18 protein-coding genes are annotated in these 23,124 nt (G+C 65.8%); 4 read left to right on the top strand and 14 right to left on the bottom strand.

Annotated elements, in window-relative coordinates; translation table 11 throughout:
- Positions 1 to 257: 257 nt before the first annotated feature.
- A complete protein-coding gene (locus G432_RS16075; protein ID WP_015459874.1) occupies positions 258 to 2,735 on the bottom strand; it encodes a TonB-dependent receptor in 2,478 nt (825 codons plus the stop codon).
- Positions 2,736 to 2,997: 262 nt separating this feature from the next.
- Positions 2,998 to 4,152: a D-mannonate dehydratase ManD gene (gene manD / locus G432_RS16070; RefSeq protein ID WP_015459873.1), complete on the bottom strand. Its 1,155-nt coding sequence runs from the start codon at positions 4,150 to 4,152 to the stop codon at positions 2,998 to 3,000.
- A gap of 178 nt (positions 4,153 to 4,330) precedes the next feature.
- On the opposite strand from manD, the gene G432_RS16065 reads away from it, so the two are divergent.
- The 3 genes from G432_RS16065 to msrB all read left to right on the top strand — a co-directional run bounded on the left by G432_RS16065 (position 4,331) and on the right by msrB (position 8,016).
- Entirely contained in the window at positions 4,331 to 5,077 is a 747-nt protein-coding gene (locus tag G432_RS16065) for a FadR/GntR family transcriptional regulator (RefSeq protein WP_015459872.1), read from the top strand.
- A 171-nt stretch (positions 5,078 to 5,248) separates the two neighbouring features.
- Positions 5,249 to 7,426, top strand: a complete 2,178-nt coding sequence (locus G432_RS16060; RefSeq protein ID WP_015459871.1) for a TonB-dependent siderophore receptor — start codon at positions 5,249 to 5,251, stop codon at positions 7,424 to 7,426.
- A gap of 140 nt (positions 7,427 to 7,566) precedes the next feature.
- On the top strand, positions 7,567 to 8,016 hold the full coding sequence (gene msrB / locus G432_RS16055) for a peptide-methionine (R)-S-oxide reductase MsrB (protein WP_015459870.1): 450 nt from the start codon (positions 7,567 to 7,569) through the stop codon (positions 8,014 to 8,016).
- A 30-nt stretch (positions 8,017 to 8,046) separates the two neighbouring features.
- Here the strand turns inward: msrB and G432_RS16050 are convergent, their stop codons facing one another.
- The 10 genes from G432_RS16050 to G432_RS16005 all read right to left on the bottom strand — a co-directional run bounded on the left by G432_RS16050 (position 8,047) and on the right by G432_RS16005 (position 20,785).
- Positions 8,047 to 9,216, bottom strand: a complete 1,170-nt coding sequence (locus tag G432_RS16050; RefSeq protein WP_015459869.1) for a lipid-transfer protein — start codon at positions 9,214 to 9,216, stop codon at positions 8,047 to 8,049.
- On the bottom strand, positions 9,216 to 9,629 hold the full coding sequence (locus G432_RS16045; protein ID WP_015459868.1) for a MaoC family dehydratase: 414 nt from the start codon (positions 9,627 to 9,629) through the stop codon (positions 9,216 to 9,218). The genes G432_RS16050 and G432_RS16045 overlap by 1 nt, the downstream gene beginning before the upstream one ends.
- Positions 9,626 to 10,768 (bottom strand): acyl-CoA dehydrogenase family protein, encoded by a 1,143-nt coding sequence (locus tag G432_RS16040; protein ID WP_015459867.1) that lies wholly within the window; start codon positions 10,766 to 10,768, stop codon positions 9,626 to 9,628. Before G432_RS16040 ends, G432_RS16045 begins: the two co-directional genes overlap by 4 nt.
- Positions 10,769 to 10,778: 10 nt before the next feature.
- The gene (locus G432_RS16035) at positions 10,779 to 11,729 is read right to left on the bottom strand and encodes a bifunctional MaoC family dehydratase N-terminal/OB-fold nucleic acid binding domain-containing protein (RefSeq protein WP_015459866.1); all 951 of its coding nucleotides are present in this window, start codon (positions 11,727 to 11,729) and stop codon (positions 10,779 to 10,781) included.
- A gap of 7 nt (positions 11,730 to 11,736) precedes the next feature.
- Positions 11,737 to 12,930, bottom strand: coding sequence for an acyl-CoA dehydrogenase family protein (locus G432_RS16030; RefSeq protein ID WP_015459865.1), 1,194 nt, complete (start codon positions 12,928 to 12,930; stop codon positions 11,737 to 11,739).
- A gap of 2 nt (positions 12,931 to 12,932) precedes the next feature.
- Complete coding sequence (locus G432_RS16025) at positions 12,933 to 14,750, bottom strand: long-chain-acyl-CoA synthetase (RefSeq protein WP_015459864.1); 1,818 nt, start codon at positions 14,748 to 14,750, stop codon at positions 12,933 to 12,935.
- A complete protein-coding gene (locus G432_RS16020) occupies positions 14,743 to 15,624 on the bottom strand; it encodes an alpha/beta fold hydrolase (RefSeq protein WP_041864959.1) in 882 nt (293 codons plus the stop codon). Before G432_RS16020 ends, G432_RS16025 begins: the two co-directional genes overlap by 8 nt.
- 28 nt (positions 15,625 to 15,652) lie before the next feature.
- Complete coding sequence (locus G432_RS16015; RefSeq protein WP_015459862.1) at positions 15,653 to 17,965, bottom strand: TonB-dependent receptor; 2,313 nt, start codon at positions 17,963 to 17,965, stop codon at positions 15,653 to 15,655.
- A gap of 179 nt (positions 17,966 to 18,144) precedes the next feature.
- Positions 18,145 to 18,948 (bottom strand): Coq4 family protein, encoded by an 804-nt coding sequence (locus G432_RS16010; RefSeq protein WP_015459861.1) that lies wholly within the window; start codon positions 18,946 to 18,948, stop codon positions 18,145 to 18,147.
- A 1-nt stretch (position 18,949) separates the two neighbouring features.
- Complete coding sequence (locus G432_RS16005) at positions 18,950 to 20,785, bottom strand: acyclic terpene utilization AtuA family protein (protein ID WP_015459860.1); 1,836 nt, start codon at positions 20,783 to 20,785, stop codon at positions 18,950 to 18,952.
- A gap of 73 nt (positions 20,786 to 20,858) precedes the next feature.
- On the opposite strand from G432_RS16005, the gene G432_RS16000 reads away from it, so the two are divergent.
- Positions 20,859 to 21,551, top strand: coding sequence for a Crp/Fnr family transcriptional regulator (locus G432_RS16000; RefSeq protein ID WP_015459859.1), 693 nt, complete (start codon positions 20,859 to 20,861; stop codon positions 21,549 to 21,551).
- A gap of 154 nt (positions 21,552 to 21,705) precedes the next feature.
- On the opposite strand, the gene G432_RS15995 is transcribed toward G432_RS16000, so the two are convergent.
- Positions 21,706 to 22,008, bottom strand: a complete 303-nt coding sequence (locus G432_RS15995) for a hypothetical protein (RefSeq protein WP_015459858.1) — start codon at positions 22,006 to 22,008, stop codon at positions 21,706 to 21,708.
- Between the two features lie 183 nt (positions 22,009 to 22,191).
- A complete protein-coding gene (locus tag G432_RS15990) occupies positions 22,192 to 23,046 on the bottom strand; it encodes a helix-turn-helix domain-containing protein (protein ID WP_015459857.1) in 855 nt (284 codons plus the stop codon).
- Between the last annotated feature and the right edge of the window lie 78 nt (positions 23,047 to 23,124).

The raw sequence follows: 23,124 nt of genomic DNA, 5'->3' as shown, positions 1-23,124 counted from the left end.
TCTGGCCGGGTTATGGGAATGCTGGCCTGCCCCCGGCCTGCAATCCTGGACAGCGTCCTCCGCCGGCAAGGCCGGCCGCCTCTATCGTCAGGGGAACGGCCTGTGGCTGTAGCGGCACGCCTTTTCCGAAGCGCCGAACCGGACCGATCCTCCTTCGGCCCGGCTCGATCCCGGCGAAACCTGTCGCAACGCGATGGCCTTCCGGCTCCTCCGAGACCGGCCGGGAATGCGGCTGCACTCCCGGCCGGGCACGATCATCAGAAGGAGAATTTGATCGTGCCACCCCAGGTCTGGGGATCCCCCAGCTGGGCGGAGATCAGGCCGGTATTGCCCGGCGTGACCGCCAGCGATTCGAAGTAATTCTGATCGAACGCGTTACGCACCCACCCGAAGATATCGAAATTGTCGGTGCGGAAGCCCGCGCGGAAGTTGTGGATCGAATAGCCGGAGATGTCGGTGTAGATCGACCGCGAGGCGTTGGACGAGAATTTCGAACGGTAGTTGGCGTCATAGCCGAGATAGGCCTGGCCATCGCGACCGAGGATGGTCGCCGGGATGTTATATTCGGCACCCCAGGAGAAAGCCCATTTCGAGATACCCGGCATCCACTGCCCGGAGACATCGCAATTGGCCGGGCTGTTGGCGCCGGGCGTGGCCGGCGGCCCCACGGGCGTGCCGGTGCCGCCGCCCGCCAGTTCGGGCGGGCAAGGCGCGTCGACGAACTTCTTGAACTCATGATCGGTGAAGGCTCCGCTCAGATAGGCGTTCAGGCGTTCCGAGGGGCGCACGGTGAAATCGGCCTCGATACCGCGGACGCGCACCTTGTCGGCGTTGGCAAGATAGCCGCGCAGCACGTTGCTGCCGCTGACATTGCTGATCACGCTGGCCTGGAAATCCTTGATCTCGGTCCAGAAGCCGGTGAGGTTGAACGTCGCCCGGCGATCCCAGAACTGGGTCTTCACCCCCAGCTCGAAGTGGTTGACCTTCTCCGGCTTGATCTGCGCGACCTCCAGCGCCGGCGTGCCGTCGGCGTGGCTCGGCACGCCATTCAGGTTGATGCCGCCGGTTTTGAACGACCGCGCATAGGTCGCATAGGCCATCACGTCGGGCGTGAACTTGTAGGAGACATTGAGGTCGTAGGAGAGATTCCAGTCGCTGAAATCGGGCTCGAAGAACTGGGACGCCTGCACGCCACGCTGCGCTGCGGTCCACGGATCGTTATAATAAGGGCTCGCGGGATCGCTGCTGATTATCTGGCGCGTGCCGTCGGAGGCCGTGCCCGTCACGACCGAGTCATAGAGCCCTTCCTTCTTGTCATAGTTGATGCGGATGCCCGGCGAGATCGTCAGTTCGTCGGTCAGGTGCCAGTTGAGCTTGCCGAAGGCGGCAAGGCTGAGATTCTTCAGCCGGATGTCATTTTCGGCCAGCACGCCGTTGAGCACGGCGGGATTGAGCGAAAGCGGGCTGCTCGGCGCCAGCAGCCACGCGCTGGCGGCCGTGCCGGTTTCCTGGACGCCCGTGGTGTGGATCTTCTGATAGAAAGCGAAACCGCCGACCACGAAATCGAACTTGTTCGCTTCATAGGCGTAGCGCAGTTCCTGCGTATACTGATCCTGATGGGTCGGATTGTTGACCTTGGTATAGACCGGAAGCCCGGTGAAATCGCGATCGTTCTTCGGCCCCCAATCCCAATAGCGCCATGCAGTGACCGAGGTCAGGGTGCCGCCGCCGACATCCCATTCGGCACGGAGCGATGCGCCGCCAAGCTCGTTGCGGGCGGCCAGATCCGCATCCAGATCGGTCAGGCGATCGAACGGGTTGGTGCTGGGCACCTTATAGCCGGGGAACAAGGCGGTCAGGGCGGCATATTGCCGGTTGAGCGCGCGCTGGGTGGTTCCCACGCGAGCATAGATCTGGCCGCAGCAGATCGGATCCTGCAGGTTCCAGTCACCCGAAAGCGTGATGTTGAGCGTCTCGGTGGGCTTCCAGAGCAATGCGCCGCGGATGCCGATATTATCCTGCGAGTTGATCCAGGTATCGGTCGTCACATTGTAGATCGTGCCGCGACGATCCGTGCTCGAAACGCTGATCCGCGCGGCTAGATTGTCGCTCAACGGCCCGGAGACCGAAGCCTTGGCCTGCTTGAAATTGTAATTGCCGAGCGAAACCTCGGCCTTGCCCTCGAAGTCGAAGGAGGGCGCACGGGTCGTGATGTTGATCGCGCCGGCGGTGGTGTTCTTGCCGTAAAGCGTGCCCTGCGGGCCGCGCAGCACCTCGATCTGCTCAACATCCACGAAGTCCAGCGTCGCGGACGCGATGCGGTTGTAATAGACCTGATCGATATAGATGCCGACGCCCTGTTCGAAGCCGTCGTTGGTCAGGCCGAACGGCGCACCCAGGCCGCGGATGTTGATGAAGGTGTTTCGCGGATTGGTCGAAAAGAACTGCAGGGTCGGCTGCAACTGGGTCAGCCGGTTCAAATTATAGGCGCCCTTGGATTCCAGCGCGGCGCTGCCGACCACGGAAACCGCCACCGGCACGTCCTGAACATTCTCCTCGCGGCGGCGCGCCGTGACCAGGATGTCGCCCGCGCCATATTCGGCGGCCGTGGTTTCCGGCTCTTCCGCATGCGCCACCACCGTTCCGGCCGGCAGGCTTGCCAGGCAAGTCAGAACCCCGACGAGCAGCGATCGGCCGGCAACCTGGCCCGATCGGCCCTTCCCCCTGTTAAACATTGCTTCTCCCCTTATCTATAGAAAAAGTAGACAAAAAGCGCGCGCACAATCACGTCGGCGGAAATGCCGTCCGCAAATTCTCTTTCCAGTTGGTAGAGAAGATCTAGATCGCGCTGTTCCGGCCCGGAACAATGAAATTTTTGGGCCGCGCCTAGTTTGCCTTGGCCGATCGCGCGATTCTGCTTTCCCGCCGGGCGGAAAGTTCATGCCGGCCTTGCTGAAATCGTGTCCGGACCGCCCTTTCGGGGCGGTCCCACCGCGATCACCAGTTGGTCATGGTGCCGTCCTGGAGGCGGTTCACGGGGAGGTAGGCGCGCTTATATTCGTATCTGGCGGCCAGCTCCTCGTCGATGTCCACGCCCAGGCCCGGCTGGTCGCCGGGATGCATCAGGCCGTCCGCAAAGCCGTAGGCATGGGGGAAGACGGCATCGGTCTCGGCGGTGTGGCGCATATATTCCTGGATGCCGAAATTCGGCACCGACAGTCCGAAATGCAGCGCCGCCGCCATGCACACCGGCGACAGATCGGTCGCGCCATGGCAGCCGGTGCGGACATTGTGCAGGTCCGCGAAGCTCGCGATCCGCCTGAGATGGGTGAGCCCGCCGGCATGGACCACGGTGGCGCGGATATAGTCGATCAGCTGCTCCTCGATCAGCTGCTTGGCATCCCAGATCGAATTGAACACCTCGCCCACCGCCAGCGGCGTCGTGGTGTGCTGGCGGATCAGGCGGAAGTTCGCCTGGTTCTCGGCCGGGGTCGCATCCTCCAGCCAGAAGGGGCGATAAGGCTCCAGGTCCTTGCCCAGCCGGCCCGCCTCGATCGGCGTCAGCCGGTGGTGGATGTCGTGGAGGAGATGCACGTCCCAGCCCAGCGCCTCGCGCGCGGCCTCGAACAGCGGCGGCACCGAACGGAGATATTTCTCGCTCGACCAGACATTCTCGGTCGGCAGGTCGGCATCGGCGGGCTCGTAGAAATAACGGTCCTTCGACACGCCATAGGTGGAGGCCAGCCCCGGCACCCCCGATTGCAGGCGGATCGCCTTATAACCCTGCTCCTGGTAATGGAGCGCATTGTCGATCGTCTCCTCGATCGTCCTGCCATTGGCGTGGCCATAGACCATCACGCCCCCGCGGCTCGCGCCGCCGAGCAGCTGGTAGACCGGAAGCCCGGCGATCTTGCCCTTGATGTCCCACAGCGCGGTATCGACCGCCGCGATCGCCGACATCGTCACCGGCCCGCGCCGCCAATAGGCGCCCTTGTAGAGGAACTGCCAGATATCCTCGATCCGGTGCGCATCGCGCCCGTTCAGGGTCGCATCGCCCAGTCCATATATCCCCGCCTCCGTCTCGATCTTCAACGTCACGAAATTGCGACCAGGGCTCGTCACGATAACCCGCGCAGCGGTGATCCTCGGCATGGCTGTCCTGAAGCTATGCGGGAGGCGCCTTTCGCCTCCACCCTGACCAATATTATCAATTGGCCTGACCAAAATCAACGCCGGCTCGACGCATTCCATCGTCGCCCGAAGCATAAGGCTGGAACGGCACGCCAGAACCGCCATTGCCCGAATTGGCCATACCGGTTAACACCCGGACATGGAGCTTGAGGATACCGGCCGGCTATATGAGCGCGTGTCGCGCGACCTTGCCGGCAGGATCGCCGCCGGCGAATATCCGGTGGGCCAGCGCCTGCCGGCGGAACGCGCGCTCGCGCAGGCCTATGCCGTATCGCGCCCCACGATCCGCGAAGCCATCTTCGCGCTCGAGCTGGACGGGCTGGTCGAAGCCCGGATGGGATCGGGCGTCTATGTGATCTCCCGCCTGCCCCAGGAGAGCGAGGCGGTAAAGAATGATATCGGCCCGTTCGAACTGATCGAGGCTCGCCGCCTGATCGAAGGCGAGGCCTGCGCACTGGCGGCCGCGCGCATCACCGATGCGGAAATCGAGGCGCTTGCCGCATTGGTCGACGAAATGCGCGATGCGGACAGGCTTGCGGCCGCCGAGGATGCCGATCGCCGCTTCCATCTGGCCATCGCCAGGGCGACCCAGAACAGCGCGATGGTGGCCGCCGTGGACATGCTGTGGGATGCGCGGGCGCGCTCCCCCCAATATCAGATCATGAGCGGCAGGGCGCACGCCGCCGGCATCGGCCCCCGCGCGGACGAACATGCCCGCATCCTCGATGCGCTGCGCCTGCGCCAGCCCGATCCGGCGCGCGCCGCCATGCGCGATCACCTGACCCAGGTGCTCGAATCCGTGCTGGCCGCGACCGAGGTGCAGGAAATGGAACAGGCCCGCGCCCGCATCGAGGCGCACCGTCTCAAATACGGCACCTCCGCCTGAGGAAAGGCCGGCCGGCCGCAACATCCAGGGTAGTGCACACGCGCCCAAGAGCCGGCTCACGCCGATTTTGATCCTCTCCGCCGGCCATGTTGACAGGTCCGGCATCACCCCATAGTTGCCGCAAACGATTCTCAATAGCGTTTTTGCCAAGCTATTTCCGGGGTGATTGAAATGATCCGACTGCCTTCCCTCGCGCTGTCCCGGCGCGGCCTGTCCTGCGCCGCGCTTGCCTTGGCATTGGCGATCGGGAGCCCGCCGGCATGGGGGCAATCGGAACAGGAAGCGAAAGCCGAAAAGGCCGGGGACAGCGGCGACATCATCGTCACCGGCTCCTACACCACCAACGAAAAGCTCGGCTCCGCCACCGGCCTCGGTCTCTCCATCCGCGAAACGCCGCAATCCGTGACGGTGATGACGGCGCAGCGCCTCGAGGACCAGGGCATCCGTGCGCTGAGCGACGTCATCAACAATGCCGCCGGCGTATCGTCCAAGGCGTTCGACAGCGCCCGCAACGGCTTTTCCGCGCGCGGCTTCGCGATCGACAATTACCAGATCGACGGGGTGCCGCTGCAATGGGATTCTGCTTACAGCGCCGGCGAATCCGAAATCGACGTCGCCCTTTACAAGCGGGTCGAGATCGTGCGCGGTGCCACCGGCCTGCTGACCGGCGCGGGGAATCCCTCGGCCTCGATCAACCTCATCCGCAAGCATGCCGACAGCGATCGCTTCACCGCGACGTTCACCGCCGCAGCCAGCCGCTGGGACAATTATTTCGCGATGGCCGATGTCAGCGCGCCCGTCACGGGCAATGGCGACGTGCGGGCGCGGGTCGTCGCCAAATATGAGGAAGGCGACAGCTTCACCGATCTCCTCCACAACAAGAAGCTCGTGCTCTACGGCGTCGTCGATGCCGATCTGACGCCCACGACCAAGCTGAGCTTCGGCGCCAGCTATCAGGACAATGATCCGCGCGGCACCCAATGGGGCGGCCTGCCCGTCTGGTATTCCGATGGCTCGCGCACGGACTGGAAGCGCTCCAAGTCCGTGGGCGCGGACTGGACGCGCTGGGGTTCGACCAACCAGACCTATTTCGCCAACCTCACCCAGCAAATCGGCGAAAACTGGTCGGTCCTCGCTTATGGCAGCTATTCCGAGAACAAGAGCAACATGCATCTGCTCTATCTTTCGGGTCAGGTGGACAAGCAGACCGGTTTGGGCCTCGGTGCCTTTGGTGCCCGCTACGACGGCAAGCTAGACCAGGCGGATGTCGGTGTCCGCGTCAACGGCAAGTATCAGCTTTTCGGCCGCGAGCATCAGCTGGTTTTCGGCGCGAGCTACGCCAGGCAGGATCTGGATTTCTACAGCTTCGCCGCCGATCCGGCCACGGTCGCCACGCCGGGCGACTTCTTCGCATGGGACGGCTCCTACCCGGAACCCGTGTGGAGCAGCACCGCATCCCACGATGTCGATCAGATCACCAAGCAATGGGGCTATTTCGGCGCGACCCGTCTTTCGATCACGGATGAACTGAAGGTCATCCTTGGGGGGCGGCTGAGCAGCTGGAAGCGCAGCGGCACATCCTATGGCGCGATCGCCGATTTTGGCGACAAGAACCGCTTCCTGCCCTATGCCGGCATCCTCTACGACATCGCGTCCAACCACACGATCTATGCGAGCTATACCAAGATCTTCCAGCCGCAGAACTATCAGGATCGCAACGGCGATTTCCTGCCGCCGGTCACCGGCATCAACTATGAGGGCGGCCTGAAGAGCAGCTTCTTCCAGGGGAGGCTCAATACCGCCATCTCGGTGTTCCGGATCGAGCAGGACAATCTGGGGCAGGCCGATCCCGGCCAGCTCGTTCCGGGCACCATTAACCAGGCCTATTATGCGGCGGAGGGCGCGCACAGCACCGGTTTCGAGGTCGAAGCGAACGGCGAGCTGTTGCCGGGCTGGGCGCTCAGCGCCAATTACACCCAGTTCAAGGCCAAGGACGCCGACGGCAACCGCATCAACACACTGTTCGCGCAGAAGCTTCTGCGCCTGTTCTCCACCTATCGTTTCGGAGGATCGCTGGACGGCCTCACGGTCGGCGGCGGCGTGAACTGGGAGGGGCTGAGCTATACCGATACCGAAAATCCGGTGCTCGGCACGCCCGAGCGCCTGAAGGTGAAGCCCTATGCGCTGGTCAACCTCATGGGCCGTTACCAGTTGCAGAACGGCCTATCCCTGCAGGTGAATATCGAAAACCTGTTCGATAAGAAATATTACTCGCAGATCGGCTTCTACAACCAGCTTGCCTATGGCGAGCCCCGCAACGTCACCGTCACGCTGCGCTACCATTATTGAGGGATGACAAGCCCGGCGCCCTCCCCCCCAAAGCGGAGGGCGCTTTTCTTTCGCTATCCCCCTGCCCACCCACTGGAAGGAATGGCGCATCGTCGCGATATTGCGGCCGATACCTGCATCCCATTCCATGGAGCGCGCACATGACCAGCTATCGCAAGACGGAGGAAGCCGTCGCCCGGCTCTCCCCCGAACAGTTCCGCGTGACGCAGCAGAGCGGAACCGAGGCCCCCGGCACCGGGGAATATCTCCACAATCACGAAGCCGGCATCTATGTGGATATCGTGTCGGGCGAGCCGCTCTTCGCCTCGTCGGACAAATATGAATCCGGCTGCGGCTGGCCCAGCTTCACCAAGCCGATCGAACCCGCCAATGTGGCGGAACTGCGCGACACCAGCCATGGCATGGTCCGCACGGAAGTCCGATCGGCGCATGGCGACAGCCATCTCGGCCATGTCTTTCCCGATGGCCCGCGGGATCGGGGCGGCCTGCGCTACTGCATCAATTCCGCCGCGCTGCGCTTCATCCCGCGCCCCGAGATGGAGGCGCAAGGCTATGGCGCCTATCTCGACCAGGTCGAGGATATCGGCTGAATATATCGCGCCCGGAGATATCGCGCCCCGTCAATCCGGCGAGAGGATCAGGCCGCTGGTCGGAACGCCGGTGCCGGCAGTGACGACCACGTTGCGGATGCCGTCCACCTGATTGGGCGAGGTGCCGCGCACGAGGCGGACGGCTTCGGCGACGCCGTTCAGCCCGTGGATATAGGCCTCGCCCAGCTGGCCGCCATGGGTGTTGATCGGCAGCCGGCCGCCCAGCTCGATATTGCCCTCACGGATGAAATCCCTGGCCTGACCCTCCTTCGCAAATCCGAACGCCTCGAGCTGCGGCAGCACGAAGGGGGTGAAATGGTCGTACAGGATCGCCGCCTGCACGTCGGCCGGGCCGATGCCGGCCTGGGCGTAGAGCTGGTCGGCGACGATGTTCACTTCCGATATGCGGCCGATATCCTTGCGGTAATAGCTGGTCATCATCTGGCTGTCGTCGCCCGCGCCCTGCGCCGCCGCGCGGATCACGGCGGGCGCGTTGCGCAGCCTGCGCGCGCGTTCCAGCGAGGTGACGACCACCGCGACGGCACCGTCCGATTCCTGGCAGCAATCGAGCAGGCGAAGCGGCTCGACGATCCAGCGGCTGGCCTGGTGATCGGCCAGCGTGATCGGCTTTTCGTAGAACCAGGCGCGCGGATTGGTGGCGGCGTGGCGGCGGGCGGCCACGGAAACGCGGCCGAAATCCTCCGACGTCGCGCCGTGATCGTGCATGTAGCGCCGCGCCTGCATCGCCACCCAGGATGCGGGCGAGATCAGGCCGAAGGGCACATACCAGCCATAATGGGCGGACTCCGCGGTCGGCACCGGCGGCGGCGTGTGGCCGGTGCCGAAGCGATATTGCGATCGCTCGTTCATCGCGCGGTAGCACACGACCACCTCGGCGATGCCGGCCGCGATCGCCATCGCGGCATGCAGGATCGGCGCGCAGGCCGCCCCGCCGCCATAATGGATGCGGCTGTGGAATTTGAGCTGCCGGCCGCCGATCGCGCGGAACAGCTCGATCTCGGGATTATTGTCCATGGTGTAGGTGGAAAGCCCGTCCACCTCCGCCGGATCGATGCCGGCGTCGGCCAGCGCGGCGAGCGTCGCCTCCACCGCGAGGCGCAGTTCCGAACGCCCGCTATTCTTGGAGAATTCCGTAGCGCCGATGCCCGCGATCGCCGCCTGGTTGCTGATCGTGCCCATCAGCGCGCTCCTTCCGCAAAGCCGATGGTGACGGTGGCGGCGACATGCTCGCCGATGCCGTTGCGGCCGGATATCCTGATGTCGGCCGTGCGCGCATCCTGATCGACGGCCGCGACCTCGCCATTGAGCTTCATGACGTCACCGACGAAATTGGGCGCCCCCAGCCGGATCGCGATCTTGCGGATGCGCGCTTCCGGCCCGGTCCAGTCGGTCACGAACCGCTGGACGAGGCCGTTGGTGGTCAGGATGTTCATGAAGATATCCGGCACGCCCGTCGCCTGCGCGGCCGCCTTGTCATGATGGACGTCCTGGAAATCGTTGGTGGCGATGGCGCCCGCGACGATCGCCGAGGCGGTGATCGGGATGGCGAGTTCGGGCAGCGCCTGCCCGGGCCGGATATCGTCGAAGGTCATGCCTCAACCCCTGAGAGCAACTGGGTTTCGCCGGCCGCAATGGCGCGGCCGATCGCGGCCAGCATGGGCTGCGCGCCGCCCAGCGCGACCTCCACCCGCTTGGCCGCCAGGAAATAGCGGTGGATGGGATAATCCGTATCCGCGCCGATCCCGCCGTGGAGATGCTGGGCGCTGTGCGCCACGCGATGCCCGCCGATCGCCGCCCAATATTTGGCCGTCTCGATCTCGGCCGGGGACGTGATCCCCTCGTCCAGCAGCCACGCCGCGCGCATCGCGGTGGATCGCATCGCCTCGACATCGATGAACCCGTCCGCCACGCGATGCTGCACCGCCTGCATCGATCCCAGCGGCCGATCGAACTGGATGCGCTCGCTGGAATAGGCCGCCGTGCGCCGGAGCGCCTCGGCGCATATGCCGACCTGCAGGTGCGCCAGCCCGGCGCGGGCGCGGTCCACGATCCAGCGGGCGATGGCGTCGCCGTCACCGGCCTTGCCGAGCATATCGGCCGGGCCCACCGGCGCGGCATCGAATCTGATCTCCGCCTGCGGCGCGCCGTCCGTGCCCTGCTGATCCGCGACCGCGACGCCCGCGCCACGAGGATCGACCAGGAAGACGAGGACGCCTGCCTCCCCCATCGCCGGCACGACGATCCGTTCGGCCTGCGCGCCATAGGGCACGGCCGTCTTGACGCCATCCAGCACCCAGCCATCGCCCGATTGCCTTGCGCGCAGCATCGGCCGGATGGGATCGGGGTTGCCGGCCTCCTCCAGCGCCGCCGTCAGGATCGCCTCGCCGGCCGCGACACGCGGCAGGATGGCCTGCTGGGCGGCCGAGCCGAAGGCCGCAACCGGCAAGGCTCCCATCACCAGCGAGGCGAGGATCGGCACCGGCGCCAGCCTCCGTCCCTGTGCCTCCAGCAGCAATCCAAGCTCGGCCATGCCGAACCCCAGCCCGCCATGCGCTTCGGGAATGCCGATGCCGAGCAGGCCCGCTTCGGCCAGGGCACGCCAAAGCGCCGGATCATCGCCCGTTCCGCTTTTGGCCAGCGCCCGCAGGCTCTCGTCCGTGCAATGATCGGCGAAGATCCGCGCGGCGAGATCGCGCAGGCTCTTCTGGTCGTCGCTGAGCGCGAAATCCACCGCCTTCTCCTCAGGCCAGGCGGAAGGCGGGCAGGATGTAATCCGGCTCCACCTCCACGAAATCCAGCGTCACCGCACGGCCGATCGCGACGTCCTCGGGCGCGGTATCGATCATGTTGGCGACGATGCGCACGCCTTCCTCCAGCTCCACCAGCACCACCGGCAGCGGATATTGGAAGCAGGGAAGCTGCGGCTGGTGCATCACCACGAAGCTGTGGATCACGCCCTTTCCGCTCGCCTCCACCGTGGTCCATTCCAGCGATCCGGTTTCCGGGCAGGCCGGCACCGGCGGATGGACCAGCCGGCCGTCGAAGGACTGGATCAGCAATTTGCGCTGCTTCAGCCCCTCCCAGAAAAAGGCATTGTCATGGGTGATGGCCGGGCGCGGGTGCGGAAAGGCATTGGCTCCGGCATCGCCGGCCGGGGCCGCCGCCTTCGACTGTTCGAGCGGCGGCTTGAACTTGAGGATGCGGAACTTCATCCGCCCCACCAGCTCGTCCGCCTGATCGGTGAACTCGTAATCGATCGTCACGAAATGGCCGATGCCGAGCCCGGTCCGCTTCTCGTCCGAAATATCGGAGACGATCGCGCGGGCGTGGATGATGTCGCCTTCCACGAGGTAGCGGAGATATTCCTGCTCGATATTGGTCGCCACCACACCGCGATATCCGGCCTCGTCGAACAGGCGCAGCACCGCCATGTCCTCGTCCTCGGTGCGGCCGCCGGCGCGATAGGGCGCCATCGTCCACACCTCCAGCATCGCCGGCGGGGCCACGGCCCCGGCAAAGCCGGCCGCGGCGCGGACATCGGGATCGTGCCACAGCGGGTTCGCATCCCCCATCGCCTCCGCCCAGCGGCGGATCATCGGCTGGTTAACCGGATCGCGCGCCGTCACCGGCGCGGTGGCGGGGCGGCCGATCCAGGCCCGGGCGCGGCCCAGCAAATCGCTCTGCTCGGTCATAATCCTCCTATCGCCCGCGCGGCATGCCGAAGGCGACCTGCGCCACCATGTCGCGCAGGACCTCGACGGTGCCGCCGCCGAACGTATTGATCTGGCATTTGCGATATTCGCGCTCGATCCGGCCCCGCAGTTGCGCGCCCGGCGATCCGTCGCGCACCAGCCCGGCCGATCCCATGATGTCGAGCAGCAGCCGCATCACCCGGATCATGCCTTCGGTGCCGAATATCTTGAGGCCGCTCGCCAATTCGGGCCGGGTAACGCCCTGCGATACTTCCCAGCCGACGCGATCGCCCATCTGGCCGATGGCGCGCAGCAGCGCATAGCATTCGGCCAGCGCCATCTGCACCCAGCCCTGATCGATCAGCCGCCCGCCGTCGGCCGCCGGCACCTCCCGCGCCCAGCCGACGACATCGTCGAAGCAGCCGTTCGCGCCATAGGTCAGCGCGGCAAGGCCGATGCGTTCATGGTTGAGCTGCTCGGCGATCAGCCGCCAGCCCTCATTCTCGCGGCCGATGATCATCGACGCCGGCACGCGGACGTCCTCATAATAGGTCACGTTGGTGCGGATGCCGCCCACTGTCCAGATCGGCGAGACGGAGAAGCCGGGCAGCCTCGTATCCATCATGAAGATGGTGATGCCCTTGTGCTTGGGCGCTTCCGGGTCCGTGCGGGCGGCGAGGAACACATAGTCCGCGCCTTCCGCCCCGCTGGTGAACACCTTCTGCCCGTTGATGATGAAATCATCGCCGCCTGCGCCCCCCGATCCGGGGTCGCGCACCGCCCGCGTCTTGAGCGAGGCGAGATCCGATCCCGCGCCCGGCTCGGTATAGCCAATGGCGAAGATCAGGTCGCCGGCCGCGATCCGGGGCAATATCTCCCGCTTCTGCGCCTCGGTGCCGATCCGCATCAGCGCCGGCCCCACCGTGTTGACCGTCACGAACGGAAACGGCGCCTCGGCCAGCACCAGCTCCTCCAGCAGGATCTTCTGCATAGAAGGATCAAGGCCCCGCCCGCCATATTCCACGGGCCAGCCGGGGGTGAGCCAGCCGTCCGCCCCCATCCGGCGGATGACGTCGCGATAGACCGGGCCGCTTTCCGCGCCCACGGTCGCCGCGCGCACCTCCTCCGTCATGATGCCGGCCAGATAGGATCGGAACTCGCGCCGCAGCGCCCGCTGTTCCGCGCTCGGTTCGACGCGCATGTTCAGGACTCCGAAGCGAAAGGTGCGATACCGAGCCGATCGAGCGCCTCGGCCGTCAGCGGCACATATCGGCCGGCGGCGGGATCGGCGACGAACAGCGGATCGCCCCCTACATTGGCGGGATCATAGCCTTCGCGCTGCAGATCGATCTTGCGCAGCTTGAAAGTGCTGGTCATGTCCGCCGCCCGCGTGAGCCGCACGAACAGCGGCACCGCGTAGGGCGCGAGCCGGCTGGTCGCGAAGCGATGGAAAGCCTCGCCGTCGAAGGCCGAGGGATCGGCATAAGTGAGCGCCGCCATGCCCGCCCGTCCCTCCGTGCCCGGCACGGCCACGCCATAGATGTTGACGATCTCCGGCCCCGGAAAGCCGCCCAGCACCGTCGCCACCTCCTCGGTGGAGACATTCTCGCTCTTCCAGCGGAAGGTGTTACCGATGCGGTCGACGAAGTAGAAATAATCCTCCTCGTCGAACCGCACGAGATCACCCGAACGGAACCAGACGTCGCCGGGGCGCACCACGTCGCGCAGCAGCTTGCGCTCGGTCTCCTCGGCCGATGTATAGCCCTCGAAGAAGCCGGCGACGCCGCTGCCGCCCAGCACCTCGGCGATCAGTTCCGCCACCTCGCCGGGCTTCGCCTCGACGAGCCTGCCGTCGGCATCGCGGACATGATCGTCGGCTTCCACGTCATAGCGGACGAACTTCATGTTGGTGTGCGCCGGATAGGGAACGCGTCCCACCGACCCGATACGGTTGTCGACATTGGTGATGCCGTAATTGGCCTCGGTCGATCCCAGCCCCTCGAACACCTGACCGATGCCGAAGCGCCGGGTGAAGGCTTCCCACACATCGGGCTTCAGGCCGGCGCCCGTCATCACCCGCAGGCTGTTGTCGCGATCGTCCGGCCGCTCCGGCGCGGCGAGCAGATAGCGGCAGATCTCGCCGATATAATAAAAGGACGTGATCCCGTGTCGGCGGACATCCTGCCAGAAGCCGCTGGCCGAGAATTTGCGGCGCAAGACGAAGGGCACGCCGAAGGCGAGCGCGGTCGAAGGCACCACCATGCCGCCCGCGCCATGATAGAGCGGCAGGACGCAGTAGAACACGTCCCCCGGCCCGAATTCCATCAGGCCGCCCATCATCTCCCCAGCGTTCAGGAAACGCATGTGGCTCATCTTCGCGGCCTTGGGCAGGCCGGTCGTGCCGGAGGTGAAGATCAGATAGAGCGGATCGCCCATCACCACGCCGGCGCGGGATGCGCGATCGGGATCGGCGCTGTCGGCGGCCGCCATCTCCCTTCCCAGATCGCGCGCGTCCGCCAGCCCGGCAAGCGGCGTTCCGGGCTCGGCCTGCTCCCACAGCAGCGACGGAAGATCGACCCGGTCGAGATCGGCCAAACCGCGCGCCAGCGCGGAATCGACAATCAGCCCGCGCGCACCGACCTGGCGCAGCGCATGCACGAGCACCGGCCCGTTGGCGGACGTGTTGATCAGCGCCGTCACGACGCCGATCTTGGCCAGTCCCAGCCAGATCAGCACGAAATCCGGCCGGTTGAGCATCATCAGCGCGACAACGTCGCCCTTGCGCAATCCCGCCGCCAACGCGGCGTGGGCAACGCGGTTGGCGGCCGCGTTCGCCTCGGCAAAGGTCAGCCGCTGATCCTCGAACAGGATGAAGGGCGTGTCGGCATGATCGGCCGCCCGCTCCTCCAGCCGGTCGGCTACCGTATAGTCCAGATCCCGGCGAAAGCCGGCGACGCGACCATAGCCGCGCATCAGCCGCGCCATGGTTTCCTCGCGGGTGGGAAGCTGCCAGTCAGCCATGCCGCGCCTCCCCGGCTTCGGCCCGCCGGGCGACGAAGGCGATGATGGCGGTCAGGAAGGCATCATTGTCGTCGCCGGCCACCATGTGCCGGGCGTCCGCGATCTCCGCTATCTCGGCATCGGGCCGCAGCGCCTTGAAGTCACGGAGCGACTCCTCGGACACCACCTCGCTCCGGGTGCCGCGCACCAGCAGGATCGGCGCATCGACGGTCTGGAGCGCGGCGGAAAGCCGCCGGTTGGTCGCTTCCGGGTCCCAGTCGTCGCGCGGCCGCACGAAGGCCGGGTCCCACCGCCAGTAATAACGATCGTCCTCGCCTCGCCGCAGATTCTTGGCGAGGCCGTCCAGCGACCGGGGGCGCGGGCGGTGCGGCAGATAGGCGGCGATCGCCTCGGCCGCCTGCTCCAGGCTGTCGAAGCCGTCCTTGGTGCCGCGCATGAAGCCCACGACATGATCGCCGCCGCTCCGCTCCAGCCGGGGCACGATATCCACCAGCACCAGCGCCGAAAGCGGTGCGCGCGGCTCCTCCCCGCAGGCCAGCATGGAGGATAGCCCGCCCAGCGACGCGCCGATCAATATCGGCGCGCCGCCGATCTCGCTGATGACATGGCGCACATCCTCGGCGAACAGCTCCAGCCGGTAGATGCCGTCCGGGGACCAGGCGCTCTCGCCATGGCCGCGCAGGTCGAGCGTGGTGCAGCGGAAGCCGCGCTTCGCCAGCACATCCGCCGTCGCATCCCACGCCCGTCGCGTCTGGCCGCCGCCGTGCAGCAGCAGGACGGGCCGGCCGGCCGCTGGCCCGCGCACATCGGCCGCGAGGGCAATGCCGCCATGCCCCCGGAAGCTGATCCGCTCGACCAGATCCATCTCGCTCATTCCCGTTCCCGTCCGCATCGAGGATGGTTCAGAACTTGAAACGCATGTCGACGCCGTAGGCGCGCGGCTCGCCATAGCTGTTGACGGCGAAGCCCAGCGAGCCGAAGTCGATGCCGGAGATGCGATAGACCTTGTTGGTCAGGTTCTTGCCCCAGAGGGTGAAGGTGGCGGATCCGCCGCCCAGCGCCACATCCGCCAGCATGATCCGGCCATCGAGCAGGCCATAGCCCGGCGCCGCGATATCGGCGTCATAGGGCGAGAAAGGCGGCCCCGGCAGCACGTTATAATGCACCTTGCTCTTGTAGGTATAATCGAGCCTGAAGGAGAGCGCGCCCACGGACAGGGCATCGATCGTATATTGCGCGCCGGCGTTCAGCGTCGTGCTGGGCGAATAGCTGAAGCGGCCGATGTCGGAATAGTCCTTGGTCTGGTTGTCGGCCGGATCGACCGCCAGCAGCTCCTTGAAGTTGCGATCGACATAGCCGAAGGCCGCGTTCAGGCGGAAATTGTCGAAGGGCAGCGCCTCGACCTCCAGCTCCACGCCCTTGAAGTCCGCCTTGCCCGCATTCAGCGTCTGGCTGGCGGCGCCGCCGGTGCCGGCGACGAACTGGTTGAGCTGCTTGTCCTTCAGGTCGGCATAGAACAGCGTGCCGTTGAAGCGCAGGCGGCGATCAAACAGCTCGCTCTTCAGGCCGACTTCGTAGGAGGTCACCGTTTCCGGATCATAGCCGTCGTTCACCGCGCGCGGGTTGAACCCGCCCGCCTTGTAGCCGCTGGCGATGCGGGCATAGGTCATGATGTCCGGCGTCGCCTGCCAGGTCAAAGTCGCGGCATAATTGAACTTGGAGAAGGACCGCGAAAGCTGCCGCACGAACGGCGCCCGCTGGATCAGTTTCTTGTCGTCCCAGGTGTAGCGCACACCGCCGGTGAAGCTCAGCGTGTCGGTGAAGCTGTAGGTCCCCTGGCCGAACAGCGCCTTGGATTCGCTTTCGGTGTCGTAATCGACGAGATTTCCGAGGTTAATGCCGACCAGACCGACACCCGTTATGTTCTGCACGAAGGTATAGGCCTGCGGATTGCGCTCATGCGCTTCCTCGCGGAAGAAATAGGCGCCAGCCACATATTCGAAGCTGGAGCCGATCTGGCCTATCGCGTTCAGCTCCTGGCTGAACTGATGCTGCCGGCGGGCATTGTCCGCACCGAACAATTGCACCGGCTGGATACCCGGCGGCGTGGGGCTCACCACATACCCCTTCAGCCCGGAATTGCCGTCCAGATCGGTATTGGCGATCGTGTTCTTCCATTTGCGGAAGCCGGTGATCGACCGCACCGTCAGGTCCGGGGTCAGATCCACCTCGGCGGTGGCGGTGTGGCTGATGTTACGATCCCAGGTGGCGGTAAGATCGGGCCGCGCTTCCTTCAGCCGCGTCGTGCTGGGCGGGATGAAGGCCGTACCGCCCATCGCCGGAGAACGGCTGAAATAATCGATCAGGTTCTGCTTGGCGACCGTGAGCTGCGCCATCGGCGCGACGCCGCGCATATCGGCCCAGTCGAACGCATAGTCGAAGCGAAAATCCCCGCCACGATCGAAGCTGAGCGCCGCGCGCACGGCATCGGTGTTGTAGGCGCCGGGATCGCGGCTGCCCTTCAGGTCCAGATTGTCGACATAGCCGTCGGCCTGCTTGTGCAGGTAGCTGAGCTTCAGCTTCAGGCCGCTTTGGCCGATCTCGCCCGTGTCGATCGATCCCCTGCCCTGCCAGTAATTGCGGTTGCCGTAGCTGCCGGTGACATCCACCCCGAATTCGTCGGACGGCTTCTTGGTGATGAGGTTGACCGCGCCGCCCGTGGTGTTGCGGCCATAGAGCGTGCCCTGCGGCCCGCGCAGCACCTCGATCCGCTCCAGATCGACCAGCTCAAAGATGGCGCCGGTCGACCGGCCGACGATCACCCCGTCGACATAGACGCCGATCGGGCTGTCCGCCGTCAGGATCGGTTCGGATTCGCCGATGCCGCGGATCTGGATGATCAGGTGGCTGCGCGACGACGGCCCCATCGTCGTCGACAGGTTGGGGGCGACCGCGTTCAGCATCGATGCGTCGGTGATCCGCCGCGTCTCGATGGTCTCGGCGCTGACGGCGCTGATCGCGAGCGGCGTGCGCTGCAGGGATTCGCTGCGCTTCTGCGCGGTGACGACGATATCCTCCAGGCCCTGCGCGTCGATGGCCGCCTCGCTGCCCTGGCCCTGGGCCATGGCCGGCGATACCGCCAGCAGCGTCAGCCCGCTTCCAAGATAGGCCAGCCGGCGTCGCTGCGCCTTTGTCGATCGGCGAAGATTACGCATTGTCCGAAGCTCCTCCCTTCACGCCGATCGGGGTTCTCTGATCCCGTTGTCGGCGGCGATATGATCCGCTGGAGGAAGGTCTTAGAATGCCCGGCGCGGCGCGCAGCGGCCGTGTGTTGTCAAATCCCAACACCATTGCCGGATAGAATCATAAAATGGTCCATCCGCGCGGGCGGGCTTCAGTTCCACTGCGCGGAGGCCGCCGCCGTATCGGCGATGCGCACGCCCCGGATACCCAGCTTCTCGCGTGCCTCGCCGGGCGTCAGCGCGAAAATATCCTCGTAGCGCATCAGGAACAGCGGGTCGGACTGGCGCCCCACCGCCGCGCCCCTTTCCATCGCATCCAGCGTCGCCAGCCAGGTCTGCGGATAATGGAGCACGGCGCGAGTCAGGATGCGTGTCGATCCCAGGATCGAGAAAGCGGAAAGCTCGCCCGCCAGCTCCGCATCCAGGTGAACGAACAGATTGGCCAGCCGCATGTAATAAGGCACCAGCTCGCCGATGAAATCGAAGCCGCCGCCGCCCAATATATGTTCCAGATCATGCGTCTGGCCGGCGCGAAGCTGGAAATATTCATAATCGTTGCGGGGCGTGAAACGCGGCACGATATCGACCTGCAGATCGTTGCCGGCAAGCTGCGCGTAGAACAGCCCGCCCACGCTTTCCAGCGGATAATCCTTCAGGTCCTCCAGCTGGAAGGTGGAGACGAAGCCTTCCTCGAACCATGCGTCCAGCGCGGGATTGCGCTTGCGCTCCGCCGCGAACAGCGCGTTGATATGATCGATGTCCTGCACCTCGCGCAGGATCTGCACGAGCTGGATGGAATCCGACGGCGTCGGCACGTCCGCGCCGTTGCGGCGGAGCATGTGGGTCGCCACCCAATCGCGCACGCGCGCGTCGTTCAGGTAGCGGGACGAGCTTATGAGCACGCTGCTTTCGGTCGCGACCGGCTTTATGCCCTTCATCAGGTAGGAATAATCCATTTCAGGCTCCTTTCCGGCCGGCGGGCGCGAGCGCCTCGGCCAATGCTGCCGGCACGGCGACGGGGAAACGCAACAGCATCTGGGCCATGCCCTTGGCGGCGGGATCCAGCCGGGTGCTGGCATTGATGCCGCCGGTAAGCGCGTCGTGGACCACGAAGTTCAGGGCGTGGAAGCCGGGCACCTCATGGCGGTCCACCCGCGGCGGCACGCCGTTCCGTCCGAAATGGCGATACCATCGGGCCACCGCCTCCGCCGTCAGCGCCGCGCGCAGGAAGGGGAGATAATCCGCCCGCCGCGCGATCACCGCGACGTTGAACAGATGCCCCTTGTCGCCGCTGCGCGCCCAGGCGAGCTGCATCAGATCGACCGTCCCGGCCTGCCCCGCGAACGCACCGTCATCCGCGAAGGCCGGCGCGGCCGGCGCGGGAACATCCCCGCCTTGGGGCGGAAGCCACGGTGACGCCGCCTGCGTTACGCCGCCGATCGTCACGCGCGGGGCGGCCACGGCTGCCTTGTCCAGCAGGAAGAGGAATATGCCGGTCATCGGCAGCACCTGCGTGCCGAGGTTGATCGACGTGCCGGGCGCCATTCCGGAAATGCCGGCCCATTGCTCGCGCGCGAAGATGTCCGCGCCCGCCTTTTCGGGGTGATCGGCCACCAGCTTGCAAATGATCTCCCGCGCGGCGCCCGGCCGGGCATGGTCGCCATAGCTCGCCTCCGCGCCGATCATCACCATATCCGTCGCGGTGAAATCGGGGAGGTTGCGGGCGCGGAGCAGGGCCCTCGCCCGCGCGAACAGCGCCTCGGCCTGCCGGGCCGCCTTCTCCGCCGCATCCTCGCCCAGGATGGGCTGGTAGGCGGTGGCACGCCAGCCGGCGTCGAAGGTGACGCACACCTTATATTGCGCGGTGGGCGGATTGCCGCGCGCGCCGCTCACCCGCACCCGATCGGGGCCGATCTGCTCCAGCGCCACGCCGCTGAAGTCGCAGCGGACGTCGGCGACGATATAGTCCGCCGGATCGCCGACCTCGTAGAGCAATTGCTCCGCCACCGTGCCGATCGAAACCAGCCCGCCCGTTCCGTCCAGCTTGGTCAGCACGAAGCTGCCGTCGGCGCGACATTCGGCGATCGGAAAGCCGATATTCGCCCAGTCGGGCACGTCCCGCCAATCGGTGAAGGTGCCGCCCGTCACCTGCGCGCCGCATTCCAGCAGGTGCCCGGCCAGCGTGCCGGCGGCGAGCAGATCATATTGCTGCTCGGTCCAGCCATATTCATGGATCAGCGGGCCGAGCGCGAGGGCGCTGTCCACCACCCGGCCGGTGACGACGATGTCCGCGCCCCGCGCCAGCGCCTCGGCGATCGGGAAGGCGCCGAAATAGGCGTTGGCGCTGATCACATTGTCCGGGAACGGGGCGCCGGTGAACATGTCGCGATGGCCGGCGGCGCGCAATCGCGGGACGTCGGGCCGCAGATCATCGCCATCCACATAGGCCACCGTCAGGCTCAGCCCCAGTTTTGCGATCATCGCCTCCAGCGCGCGGGCGAGACCAGCCGGGTTCACGCCGCCGGCATTGGCGACCACCTTCAGGCCGCGCGCGGCGATGTCCCGCAGGTAAGGGCCGATATGAACGGTCAGGAAGTCGCCGCCGAAACCGGCCTCGGGATCGGCCGCCTGCATGCGGCCGAATATCCCCATCGAACCTTCGGCCAGATAATCGAGGATCATATAATCGAGGTCGGGCGCCGCCAGCAGCTGCGGCACGGACAGAGCGGTATCGGAAAAGGACGCGGTGGCCCCGCCGATCCGAACGATCTTCTGCTCGCGGCCCGCCATCATCCTCTCCTCCCATTTTTGGGCGAGGCTAGAGCTTTGGCTGGCGGATGATTGTTACGATAGTTACAATCCTGCCATGAAATCCGACGAACGCGCCTCCGCGCTGGCCCTGCTGCGCCGGACCGAATGGCTAGGCCGGCACCCGGCCGAGCTGGCCGCCGCGCTGCTCGATCATGGCCGGCTGGTGCGGTTGAACGCCGGCGAATGGGCGCAGGCCGAGGGCGATGAGCGGGACGGCCTGTTCGTCGTCCTCCACGGCTTGTTCCATTCCTATTGCCAGGCGCCCGGCGATCGCGAGGTGATGCTGGGCGCATCCGGCCCCGGCGCGGTGCTGGGCCATGCGACGCGTTTCAGCGGTGGGCCACGCCTCGTCACTGCGATCTGCGCGGAACCGGGCGTGGTGCTGGAAATCGGAGTGGAGGCGCTGGAACGGATCGGCGCCCGCCACCCGGAACTGTGGCGCGCCATCGCCGATTCCGCTTATGCCAATGTCCGCAACGCCTTGCAGATGGTGGCCGAGGTGATCGCGCTGCCGCCCCGCCCCCGTCTCGCCGCCCGGCTGCTGGCGGCCGCCGGCCGGTCCGCCGACGGCACCGCGATCGTGCGGCTGAGCCAGGAACAGCTTGGGGAAACAGCCGGCCTTTCCCGCAAGACGACCAGCCAGCACCTTGCGACGCTGGAGGCGCAGGGCCTGATCCGGCGCGGCTACGGCCACATCATCCTGCGCGACCTTGCCGGCATCGAAAGGGTCGCCCGCGAAGGCGGATGACCGCGACCAGACCAGCTGCCACCCACCCTCCGGCTTGCGCTCCGGCCCAGGCGGGTGGACAAATCCGGATCACGGCCGCTGTTGGAGTTTTCGACCCAATTGCTGCCTGTCGGGATGTGCCGACAAAGGGGCCATTGAGAGTCAGATATCCGCCCTACAGCACAGCAACGATCAGCGCCTCAACATCATCACCGTAGTTCTCCCTCTTCCATTTGCGCTGAAAGGCCCAACCTTCCGCCATCTGTTCGATGTCAGAGCGCGCAATAGGAGGCGCGTTATGGACGACCACGGTAAACGGTGGCCGGACGCTGAGCATTTCGGGATGGTAGAAAACCGAATCCTCAAAGGCATCGAAGCCGGTGCCGTGCTCCGGGAGCACGCCCAAGGCTGCCCGCAAAGCGAACCAAAAATCGAGGCGTTCGGACCATCGAGAGCCATCGAGTTCGATCGTTTGCATAGTAGCAAGTTGCCCTTCCGGCGCCCGGCAGGTCAATGCGAAGCGGTCCGCGACAGCCGATCCCCGCTAAAAAAGCGGACGGTCAGCAATCCCCGACATTCCGGTCATTCAGCCCATCGCAGAACCGGCCCGAAACCCGGCAGCGATCACCATCGGAATTTGTCCACCCGGCCGGGGGCCTGGTCAGTCCACGCCCTGGCGCATGTTGCGATAGCGCCCCGGCGCTTCCCCGGTCATGCGGCGGAAGGCGAGCGAGAAGCTGGCCGGATTGGCGAAGCCCAGCATCGCGGCGATCTGCTTCAGCGGCTTGTCGCTGTCGATCAGCAGGCTTTTGGCGTGATCCAGCCGGACATCCTCGACGAAATTATGCACCGTCTTGCCGGTGCTCTGCTTGAAGGCGCGCATGAAATGCCCGCGGCTGAGGCCGGTCAGCGCCGCAAGGTCGCTCACCCGCACGCCGCCGGCGGGCCAGGCGCGGACATGATCCTCGATCGCGCGCAGCTGGTGTGGCGCCAGCCCGCCGCGTATCGCGCTGCCGCGCATGGCCAGCCCTTCGAAATGGCGGACCAGTTCGACCGGCAGCATGCTGGTGAGCGCATCGACCAATATGTCGCTGCCGAAGCCCGGTTCCAGCGCCTCCTGCCCCAGGCGGCGCATCGCCTCGACGATGCGGTTCGACCGGATATCGCCGAAGCGGGACAGAGCATGATCGTCCCACCCCTGTTCGAACATGGCCAGCGCCTCGTTCGATCCCTTGGGGAAGGTGCATGTCACCATCGTCAGCGGACCGCCCGGCCCGCTGCCCCAGATGGGATGGCCGGCCGGCACGTAAAGCAGGTTGCCCAGCGAATAGCGGTTCGACGATTGGGGCCGGCCGAAATAGGATCGGGACGTGTGGCGGCGGCGCGCCGACATCAGCGTCAGCAGATGCTGCGACGGGCAGCGCACCTGTTCCGAAGGCACGTCGTAATTATAGGTCTGGACGCGCACCCGCGTGGAGCCGCAATGCAGCTCCGCCTCCACCACGTTCCGGCTCATCGGCACCTCTCCGCATGCCTCGTTCGATCAGGTTTTCTTGTGAACCTGGTGTCACTTTTATCATTCGGATGCCTGCCG

Origin of the sequence: Sphingomonas sp. MM-1 (assembly GCF_000347675.2) — a bacterium.
Lineage (GTDB): Bacteria > Pseudomonadota > Alphaproteobacteria > Sphingomonadales > Sphingomonadaceae > Sphingomonas_E > Sphingomonas_E fennica.
Note: the sequence above shows the minus strand (reverse complement) of the source record. Positions and strands in the feature narration are given on the sequence as shown.

Bases quoted from the DNA above. Each gene is read 5' to 3' on its own strand.
- G432_RS16035 (WP_015459866.1), bottom strand. From the start codon at position 11,729: ATGACCGAGCAGAGCGATTTGCTGGGCCGCGCCCGGGCCTGGATCGGC.
- G432_RS16020 (WP_041864959.1), bottom strand. From the start codon at position 15,624: ATGAGCGAGATGGATCTGGTCGAGCGGATCAGCTTCCGGGGGCATGGC.
- manD (WP_015459873.1), bottom strand. From the start codon at position 4,152: ATGCCGAGGATCACCGCTGCGCGGGTTATCGTGACGAGCCCTGGTCGC.
- G432_RS16010 (WP_015459861.1), bottom strand. From the start codon at position 18,948: ATGGATTATTCCTACCTGATGAAGGGCATAAAGCCGGTCGCGACCGAA.
- G432_RS16075 (WP_015459874.1), bottom strand. From the start codon at position 2,735: ATGTTTAACAGGGGGAAGGGCCGATCGGGCCAGGTTGCCGGCCGATCG.
- G432_RS16015 (WP_015459862.1), bottom strand. From the start codon at position 17,965: ATGCGTAATCTTCGCCGATCGACAAAGGCGCAGCGACGCCGGCTGGCC.
- G432_RS16050 (WP_015459869.1), bottom strand. From the start codon at position 9,216: ATGGGCACGATCAGCAACCAGGCGGCGATCGCGGGCATCGGCGCTACG.
- G432_RS16000 (WP_015459859.1), top strand. From the start codon at position 20,859: ATGAAATCCGACGAACGCGCCTCCGCGCTGGCCCTGCTGCGCCGGACC.
- G432_RS15990 (WP_015459857.1), bottom strand. From the start codon at position 23,046: ATGAGCCGGAACGTGGTGGAGGCGGAGCTGCATTGCGGCTCCACGCGG.
- msrB (WP_015459870.1), top strand. From the start codon at position 7,567: ATGACCAGCTATCGCAAGACGGAGGAAGCCGTCGCCCGGCTCTCCCCC.
- G432_RS16045 (WP_015459868.1), bottom strand. From the start codon at position 9,629: ATGACCTTCGACGATATCCGGCCCGGGCAGGCGCTGCCCGAACTCGCC.
- G432_RS15995 (WP_015459858.1), bottom strand. From the start codon at position 22,008: ATGCAAACGATCGAACTCGATGGCTCTCGATGGTCCGAACGCCTCGAT.
- G432_RS16065 (WP_015459872.1), top strand. From the start codon at position 4,331: ATGGAGCTTGAGGATACCGGCCGGCTATATGAGCGCGTGTCGCGCGAC.
- G432_RS16060 (WP_015459871.1), top strand. From the start codon at position 5,249: ATGATCCGACTGCCTTCCCTCGCGCTGTCCCGGCGCGGCCTGTCCTGC.
- G432_RS16005 (WP_015459860.1), bottom strand. From the start codon at position 20,785: ATGATGGCGGGCCGCGAGCAGAAGATCGTTCGGATCGGCGGGGCCACC.
- G432_RS16030 (WP_015459865.1), bottom strand. From the start codon at position 12,930: ATGCGCGTCGAACCGAGCGCGGAACAGCGGGCGCTGCGGCGCGAGTTC.
- G432_RS16025 (WP_015459864.1), bottom strand. From the start codon at position 14,750: ATGGCTGACTGGCAGCTTCCCACCCGCGAGGAAACCATGGCGCGGCTG.